Consider the following 8,024-nt stretch of genomic DNA (forward strand, 5'->3'; position numbering starts at 1 on the left):
ACGGCTCGCCCGCGGCGAACGCGCTCAGGATGGGGTACTGGCTCATCTTCTGCACGCCGCCCGCGACGATGAGGTCGGACGTGCCGCTCATCACCGCCTGGGCGGCGAAATGCACTGCCTGCTGGGCAGAGCCGCACTGACGATCGATCGTCACCCCTGGGACGGATTCGGGAAGTCCGGCGGCCAGCGCCGCGGTGCGGGCGATGTCGCCGGCTTGGGCGCCGATGTTGTCCAGACAACCGAGGATGACGTCGTCGATCGCGGCGGGGTCGATGTCGTGCCGGCCTACGACGGTCTTGATGACGTGTGCTGCCATGTCGGCGGGATGTTCGACGGCGAAGCCGCCTGCCCGCTTGCCGACCGCGGTTCGGACCGCATCGACGATGAATGCCTCTGCCATGGCCTTAATTTAACATAGAATCAAAAACGAACAAAGCTCACGGCGAGGGCAACCGGGTCCTCATCGACGTCGGCTGCGACGAGACGCGTCGGTTCAGCTCGGTTCGAGCGCGCCCCGGATGAGCCGCTGAGCGTCGGCCACGATGGCGTCCAACGGGGTGCGACGTGGGTCCCACCACTCGGCTGCCCAGTTGAGGGCGCCGAGCACCAGCATCTGACTGATCCGTGGGTCGACGTCGGAACGTAGCTGTCCCGTGCTGGCGGCCTCGTCGAACAGCTGTCGCCACAGCGCTCCGTAGCCGTCGCCTTCGCGGTCGGCGCGGGCACGGAGCCGAGTGGGGATCTGTCCTTGATTCCGGATCGAAGCCGTTGTGTAGTCGGAGATCTCGAGCTCGTGCCGAAGGTGGGTCTCCGCTGCGATCAGGATCTTGTCGATCGCAGGTGTGTCGGGAGGCAGGGCCTGCAAGGTTGCTTGGAGGTGTTCTCGCATGTCGGCGAGCCCGCTGGCCATCACCTCTTCGATCAGGTCGTCACGGGAAGCGAAGTAGTAATAGATCGCCGGCGTCTGGATGTCCACTCGTTCGGCGATGTCCGATAACCGGGTCCCGGCGTAGCCCTTTCGGCTCAGCACGTATGCCGCTGCGTCCAGGATTCGGCCCCGCGTGCGGGCATACTTCGTCTCGTCGTCGGGAGTAGCGACACCGATGTCTCTCCGGACCATGGGTCAAGGCTGAGGTGTGCTGAGGCGTGCGGGGCTCATGGCATCGTGTATCCGCCGCTGACCGAGATCATCTGGCCGGTGACCTGGCGGGCCGCCGATGGCGATGCGAACCAGAGCACCGCACGCGCGACGTCGTCGGCGGTGGTGAGTCGGCGCATCGGGGTGTCCTTCAGCATGAAGTCGATCTGCTTCGGGTTGAAGACCTCGTCTTCGCCGACGGCCCAAAGGCTCGATGCACCAACTGCATCGGGGCCATCGGGTATCACGAGGCCGGGGCAGATGACGTTCGACCGGATCCCGTGCCTGCCATGTTCTCGTGCAGTGGTGCGCGCCAGCGCGACCATCGCCGCCTTGGACGCGCCGTAGATGCCCTGCCGGATTTGGCCGAAGGCCGCGTCGCTCGCGATGAAGACGATGGACCCACCGCCGGCATCCTTCATCGGACCAATCGCGGATTGGGTCGCGGCGATCGCCGTGAACAGGTTGATCTCGATGGTGCGTTGCCACTTGTCGCGGTCAGTGTCGGTGGCGATGAACCCGGGTACCGACCAACCGGCGTTGTTGACCAGGACATCGATGCCACCCCACGCGCTTACCGCGCGACCGATCGCCGTGTCGGCTCCGTCGGGGGCGGTCAGATCGGCGATTGCGAGCTCGACGGCGACTGCGCCGCGTTCGAGTGCTTCGGCTCGCACCTTCTCGGCCTGGGGTTCATCGATGTCGCTGATCACGATCCGTGCGCCTTCGGAGGCGAATTGGTGCACGATGCCGCGCCCGATGTTGGACGCCCCTCCGGTGACGACGACACGGGCGTTGGCAAGTCCCAGATCCATCACTCCAGTTTAACCTACATTAGAAATTGTCCATAGTGATTCGACCGTCGATCGTCACCGTTGACACACCGCGCCAAATATTCTAACCTAGATTAGATTATGGTGACGCGGCCGGATGGTCCGCATCGAATCCGGTGCCGCCCCGGGGCCCGGGCACGTCAAGGAAGGGTCTCCATGAAGGTCGTAGTCGATTTCAACAAATGCACGGGGTTGGGCATCTGCGAGTCGATGGCGCCCGATCTCTTCGAAGTCAACGAGGATGGTGCGCTCGTCCTTCTGAAGGAGGACATCACCGACGACGAACTGCAGTCGGTCGAGGAGGCCGTCGCCGGATGCCCCACAGAGGCATTGAGAATTGAGCGCTGAAGGCGGTCCGAGCACAGGGGGCTGGCCGGTGGATCGGCTCGTCGTCGTCGGCGCGTCGCTGGCAGGTCTGCGGGCCGTCGAGGCTGCGCGAAAGACCGATTTCGCGGGCGACATCACTCTCATCGGCGGCGAGCGGCACCTACCCTATGACCGACCGCCGCTGTCCAAGGAGTTCCTCGAGGCCACGGAACCCGGCGTCGAAGCGCGGATTCCGTTCTTTCGGAGCGACGACGTATTCCCCGAGCTTGACGTAGAGCTTCTTCTCGGCGAGCCGGCAACGGGTTTGGACGTCGCCCGCAAGGTCGTGCACGTGGGAGATCGCCAAATCGGCTATGACGCACTGGTCATTGCGACCGGCTCGCAGCTTCGGACGCTCCCGGGTACCGAGCACATGGACGGTGTGCAGGGACTTCGTACGCTGGAGGACTCTCTGAGCATCCGTGCCGCCATGGACGCAGGTGCACGCACCGTCGTCGTCGGCGCAGGATTCATCGGATCAGAAGTTGCTTCTGGAGCCAGGAAGCGAGGTCTCGAGGTCACCGTCGTCGAAGCCCTACCCACGCCCTTGGTTCGTGCCGCAGGCACGGAGATGGGCGCGGCGATCGCGTCCCTGCACGAACGCAATGGCACCACGTTGTTGTGTGGCAGGGGAGTTGCGGCAGTCGAGGGAGGCGGTCGCGTCGAGCGCGTCGTTCTGGACGACGGCACCCTCATCGACGCCGACCTGGTGGTGGTTGGCATCGGGGTATCCCCGTGTGTCAGCTGGCTCGAGGGCTCCGGCTTGGCGATCGACAACGGTGTCGTGTGTGACGAGACGCTGTGGACCGGCGCGCCCGGCGTTTACGCTGCCGGTGACGTCGCAAACTGGCTGAACCCGGTCTTCGGCGTGCGTCAGCGGATGGAGAACTGGACGGCGGCCGCAGAGCAGGGCGCTGCCGCCGCACGCAACGCACTCGACCCGGAGAACGCCAAGCCGTACGGGACGGTTCCCTACTTTTGGTCCGACTGGTACGGGTCGAGGATTCAGTTCGTCGGAGTGCCCGATGCCGACGAGGTCCTGCTCGTCGACGGTGACGTCGAGAACGGCGAAAGGTGGGTGGCGCTCTACCGGCGAGGCGACCGCATCGCGGGTGCGCTCGCGGTCAACGGCCAAACCGTCATCATGAAGTACCGCAGGATGATTGCGCAGAAGAGTTCGTGGGGCGATGGGCTGGAGTTCGCGGAGAAGCGCCGGGCGTCGGCACTGGCCACGACTGCCCGACGCGATGGATGACCTTGCTATTCGGCGGATCTAGCTGCCTTGTGGACACCCGTTTGTTTGTTCAAGGTCGCGAGATCGTAGACGGCGTTGAGCCGGCAGGCCATAGCCCCGCGGAAGGAGAAGATCTCGAGTCCTTCGAAGCTAAATGCGTTACCAGTCCCGACGAGTCCAGGCGGCTGGAGGATCCCGGAGAAGTGGCCGCTGCCCCGCCAACTGAACGCAACCTGGCGCACATCCAACCGGAACATCGGCGGTGCGATCATTTCCCACGTCAAATCCGGGTAGGCGTTCACGACGAAGCTCATGTAATCGCTGGCGCCTTGGCGCCCATGGGCCTGCGCGTGTGTGAGACGGGTCGTCGGCGTCTCCAGTACGAAGTCGTCGGTCACCAACTCCTTGAGCCGATCGGGGTCGTGACTGTTCCAGGCGTCGAGCCACCGCTGGTACCACGTCAGAGCGAACTCCAAGTCCGGGACGCCCGGCTCGGCTTGCGGCGCGGGTCGAGTTTGAACGCTCATGGTGTCACTCCAGACTGCCGATTCCGGCTCAACATTTCTAATCCATACTAGAAAAATTGACGAGTTCCGGCAAGTGGCGCTCGGACAACCTATCAACCCGCTGCCGCGATGCGGCGCGGTCGGGGAGGGCGACCTCTTGGGCTACTTGCGCCGAGTGGGTCGGACTTCGGTGAGCCCATGGCGCACCAAGGTCTGCGCATTCGCCACCACGGCGTCGACCGATCCGCGTCGGGAATCCCACCATTCCACGGTCCAGTTCAACGCACCGAGGACAAGCATCTGTGCGATGTAGAGGTCCAAGTCCGCGCGCAACGTTCCAGATCGGGCCAAGTCGTTGACCAGCTTTCGCCAGATCTCGCCGTATCGCTCCTCTTCGAGAATCTGCCGCTGTCGTATCGCTTGCGGCACCTGGCCCGCATTGCGGATCGCAGCCGTTGTGTAGTCGGAGATCTCCAATGTGTGGCGCAGATGGGCCTCGACGGCGGCCAACAGTCGGTCCAGTGCCGAGGCCTTGGCCGGCATCGCATCTAGTACATCGACGAGGTGTTCGCGCATGTCGGCGATACCCGCCCACATCACTTCTTCGATGAGAACTTCGCGGGAGGGGAAGTAGTAGTAGATGGCCGGAGCTTGAAGGTCGGCTTCGGCGGCCACGTCGGTCAGTCGTAAACCGCCGTAGCCCTTCACGCTGAGCACGTGTGCTGCCGCGTCGAGGATGCGGCGCCGGGTCAACGCCGACTTCGAGTCGACCTCGACCTCCACCTCGCCGACGGGCGAGACGGGAAGTGCGGAGATGTCTCGGGCCCGTGCCATCAACAGATGGTACCGAGCGTGTGCCTGCAAAGCCGTTAGGCGCGTTAACCGTGCGGTTCCCTTGCCGCGGATGACGTGCCGCAACGCCTTCGGTCCGACGGGTTGCGCGCCGCAACGCGCTCGATTGCTGGCGCCGGCGTCGCGAAGGGTGAAGCCTGAAGCAAATTTAACGCGCCTGTAGATCACGTATTTGCCTTGAACTGGCTACTTGCTCTCAATCATTTTTTAGTCTAATTTCAATTCGTTCGATACGTGGGCTGCGTCACTGCCGGTGCCGTACGCAAGCAGAGCTTACCCAACAGGGAGGGACAGTCAGCTGTGAGATTCGCATCGTTCGTGGGCGAGGCGCAGTGACCACCAACGCCCACGCGTCTGTCCTGCTGTCCCCGCCGCGGCTTCGAACCGTCGGGTCGATGCGGAGGACCCGGTAAGTGGTATCGACCGGCATCGTCGTCAAGCCGTTCCGGGGGCTGGGTGGCTTCTTTGCAATGGCATTGGACACGTTCGTGTGCATGTTCCGGCGGCCGTTCGCGTGGCGCGAGTATCTGCTGCAGACGTGGTTCGTGGCGCGGGTGTCGTTGGTGCCCACACTGTTCTTGTCGATCCCGTTCACGGTGTTGACGGTGTTCACGTTCAACGTCTTGCTGGTCGAGTTCGGCGCGGCGGATTTCTCCGGGACCGGGGCGTCGCTGGGAACGGTCAACCAGACCGGTCCGATCGTGACGGTGTTGGTGGTCGCCGGCGCTGGGGCGACCGCCATGTGCGCCGATCTGGGAGCGCGGACGATCCGCGACGAACTCGATGCGTTGCGGGTGATGGGGATCAACCCGATTCAGTCGTTGGTCGTGCCGCGGGTGCTGGCGGCGACGACGGTCGCTTTGTTGTTGTCCTCCTTGGTCATTCTGGTCGGATTGGCAGGCGGTTTCGTCTTCTCGGTGTACTTCCAGCACGTCACTCCTGGTGCGTTCGTCGCGGGGATGACGCTGATCACCGGTTTGAGCGATGTGGTGACGGCTCTGATCAAGGCGACCCTGTTCGGGCTGACTGCCGGGTTGATCGCCTGCTACAAGGGAATTTCGGTGGGAGGCGGCCCCGCCGGTGTCGGCAATGCGGTCAACGAAACGGTGGTCTTCTCGTTCATTGCGTTGTTCGTGATCAACGTGATCGTGACCGCGGTGGGCTTCGAGGTGCACCCATGAGCGCCGGCGCTTCTGTCGCGCAGCGGTTTCCGCGCGTGACCAAACGGGCGCAGGTGGTGCTCGACGGCTGGTACCGGATGGGTGGGCAGGCCGAGTTCTACGGCAAGACGTTGGTCTCGGTTGGCGACGCGGTGACGCGCTACCAGGCCGAGTTGATCCGGTTGATCGCCGCGATGAGTCTGGGTACCGGCGCGTTGGTCATGATCGGTGGCACGACCGCGATCGTGGGGTTCTTGACGCTGTCCACCGGCGCTCTGGTGGCGGTGCAGGGGTACAACCAGTTCTCCGACGTGGGTGTAGAAGCCCTCATCGGTTTTGCGTCGGCCTACTTCAACGTGCGGCTGATCGCGCCGCTGACTGCCGGGGTGGCGATGGCCGCGACGATCGGCGCCGGAGCGACGGCACAGATCGGCGCGATGCGGATCAGCGAGGAGATCGACGCGCTCGAGGTGATGGGTATCCGCTCGGTGGCCTACCTGGCGTCGACCCGCGTGGCTGCTGGTGTCGTGGTGGTCATCCCGGTCTACTGCGTGGCGGTGATCGCGTCGTTCTTCGCCGCCCGGTTCGGTACCACCTTCTTCTATGGGCAGTCCACCGGCGTCTACGACCACTACTTCTATACGTTCCTGTCCACGACGGACCTGCTGTGGTCGTTCGCGCTGGCGCTGGTGATGGCGGTCGTGATCATGCTGGTGCACACCTTCTACGGCTACACCGCAACGGGTGGGCCTGCCGGGGTGGGCGAGGCGGTCGGCCGGGCAGTGCGGACGTCTTTGATCACCGCGTCGGTGGTGGTTCTGTTCGTATCGTTGGCCATCTACGGTCAGACCGGCCACTTCAACTTGGCGGGTTAGCGCGATGGCCAAACGAGGGCACCAGAGCCGGGAGCGCCGGGGGTGGTGGGCGCTGGCGATGGTGATGGTGGTCGTCGCGTTCGTCTACTTCACCATGGGCGCGTTCAACAAGACGTTCACCCCATACACCCCCGTGACGCTCACCTCGGACCGGGCCGGGCTGGTGATGGAGGTAGGTGCCAAGGTCAAGCTGCGGGGGGTGCAGGTCGGCGAGGTCGGCGCGGTCACCGGCGGCAAGGGCCCAATTAGTCTGAAGCTGGACATCTTCCCCGAACAGACCAAGTTCATCCCGGCCAACGTGGGGGCCCGCATCGAGGCCACCACGATCTTTGGCGCCAAGTACGTGGAGCTGATGTATCCCAGCGACCCGAGCCCGCAGCGGCTGCAGGCCGGTGCGGTGCTGGCGTCGGACAACGTCAGCACCGAAGTCAACACGGTCTTCGAGAACCTCGTCGATCTTCTCAACCAGGTCGATCCCGCGAAGCTGAACGCGATCCTGTCCGCGCTGGCCGAGGGTGTGCGCGGCCAGGGCGAGCGGATCGGTGAGGCCACCACCGATTTGAACCAGGTACTGCTGCAGCTGAACCCGCGCTCGGAGACCATCCGCGCCGACTTCCGCTCACTGAAGGGTTTCGCCGACACCTATAGCGCTGCGGCGAAGAACATCCTGGCCACCCTGGATGCGGCCAGCACCACCAGCACCACCATCACCAGGCAGTCCAAACAACTGGACTCGTTGCTGCTCAACGTGACCGGCTTCTCCAACAGCGGAGTGAATCTTCTGGCGCCCAACCGGGCCAACTTCATCGCGGCCATCAACGACCTCGAGCCGACGACGGCGCTGTTGGCGAAGTACAACCCCGAATACACCTGCCTGCTGCTGGGGGCAAAGACGCTGCTGGACACCGGGTACCCCGAGATCACCGGTGGCGGCAACGGCAAGTCGCTGATCGTCGATGCCGCGCTGCTGTTCGGCAAGGACCAGTACCGCTACCCGGACAACCTGCCGGTCATCGCGGCGAAGGGCGGTCCTGGCGGCAAGCCGAGCTGCGGGTCGCTG

The 8,024-nt window shown here is 64.2% G+C and carries 10 protein-coding genes; 5 read left to right on the plus strand and 5 right to left on the minus strand.

Features of this window, described 5'->3' with window-relative positions; all coding sequences use genetic code 11:
• The 3 genes from QOC69_RS25990 to QOC69_RS26000 all read right to left on the minus strand — a co-directional run.
• Positions 1-400 (minus strand): thiolase family protein (locus QOC69_RS25990; protein WP_526445077.1); only part of this gene is annotated, 400 nt, incomplete at its 3' end.
• Positions 401-493: 93 nt separating this feature from the next.
• Positions 494-1,120 (minus strand): TetR family transcriptional regulator, encoded by a 627-nt coding sequence (locus QOC69_RS25995; protein WP_526445079.1) that lies wholly within the window; start codon positions 1,118-1,120, stop codon positions 494-496.
• Between the two features lie 35 nt (positions 1,121-1,155).
• Complete coding sequence (locus tag QOC69_RS26000) at positions 1,156-1,953, minus strand: SDR family NAD(P)-dependent oxidoreductase (RefSeq protein ID WP_526445081.1); 798 nt, start codon at positions 1,951-1,953, stop codon at positions 1,156-1,158.
• Positions 1,954-2,127: 174 nt separating this feature from the next.
• On the opposite strand from QOC69_RS26000, the gene QOC69_RS26005 reads away from it, so the two are divergent.
• Both QOC69_RS26005 and QOC69_RS26010 read left to right on the plus strand, forming a co-directional pair.
• Positions 2,128-2,319, plus strand: coding sequence for a ferredoxin (locus QOC69_RS26005; RefSeq protein WP_526445083.1), 192 nt, complete (start codon positions 2,128-2,130; stop codon positions 2,317-2,319).
• Positions 2,320-2,347: 28 nt separating this feature from the next.
• Entirely contained in the window at positions 2,348-3,592 is a 1,245-nt protein-coding gene (locus tag QOC69_RS26010; RefSeq protein WP_526445085.1) for an NAD(P)/FAD-dependent oxidoreductase, read from the plus strand.
• A 5-nt stretch (positions 3,593-3,597) separates the two neighbouring features.
• On the opposite strand, the gene QOC69_RS26015 is transcribed toward QOC69_RS26010, so the two are convergent.
• Positions 3,598-4,098, minus strand: a complete 501-nt coding sequence (locus QOC69_RS26015; protein ID WP_526445087.1) for an ester cyclase — start codon at positions 4,096-4,098, stop codon at positions 3,598-3,600.
• A 141-nt stretch (positions 4,099-4,239) separates the two neighbouring features.
• Positions 4,240-4,911, minus strand: a complete 672-nt coding sequence (locus QOC69_RS26020) for a TetR/AcrR family transcriptional regulator (protein WP_526445089.1) — start codon at positions 4,909-4,911, stop codon at positions 4,240-4,242.
• Positions 4,912-5,399: 488 nt separating this feature from the next.
• Here QOC69_RS26020 and QOC69_RS26025 point away from each other — a divergent pair, with 488 nt between their 5' ends.
• From QOC69_RS26025 to QOC69_RS26035, 3 genes are all read left to right on the plus strand, one after another.
• Positions 5,400-6,110: an MlaE family ABC transporter permease gene (locus tag QOC69_RS26025; protein WP_526445096.1), complete on the plus strand. Its 711-nt coding sequence runs from the start codon at positions 5,400-5,402 to the stop codon at positions 6,108-6,110.
• On the plus strand, positions 6,107-6,964 hold the full coding sequence (locus tag QOC69_RS26030; RefSeq protein ID WP_526445092.1) for an MlaE family ABC transporter permease: 858 nt from the start codon (positions 6,107-6,109) through the stop codon (positions 6,962-6,964). The genes QOC69_RS26025 and QOC69_RS26030 overlap by 4 nt, the downstream gene beginning before the upstream one ends.
• Positions 6,965-6,968: 4 nt before the next feature.
• The coding region (locus QOC69_RS26035) for an MCE family protein (protein ID WP_526445094.1) at positions 6,969-8,024 on the plus strand (1,056 nt) is incomplete at its 3' end.

This window comes from Mycobacterium sp., assembly GCF_032162105.1.
Taxonomy (GTDB): Bacteria; Actinomycetota; Actinomycetes; order Mycobacteriales; family Mycobacteriaceae; genus Mycobacterium.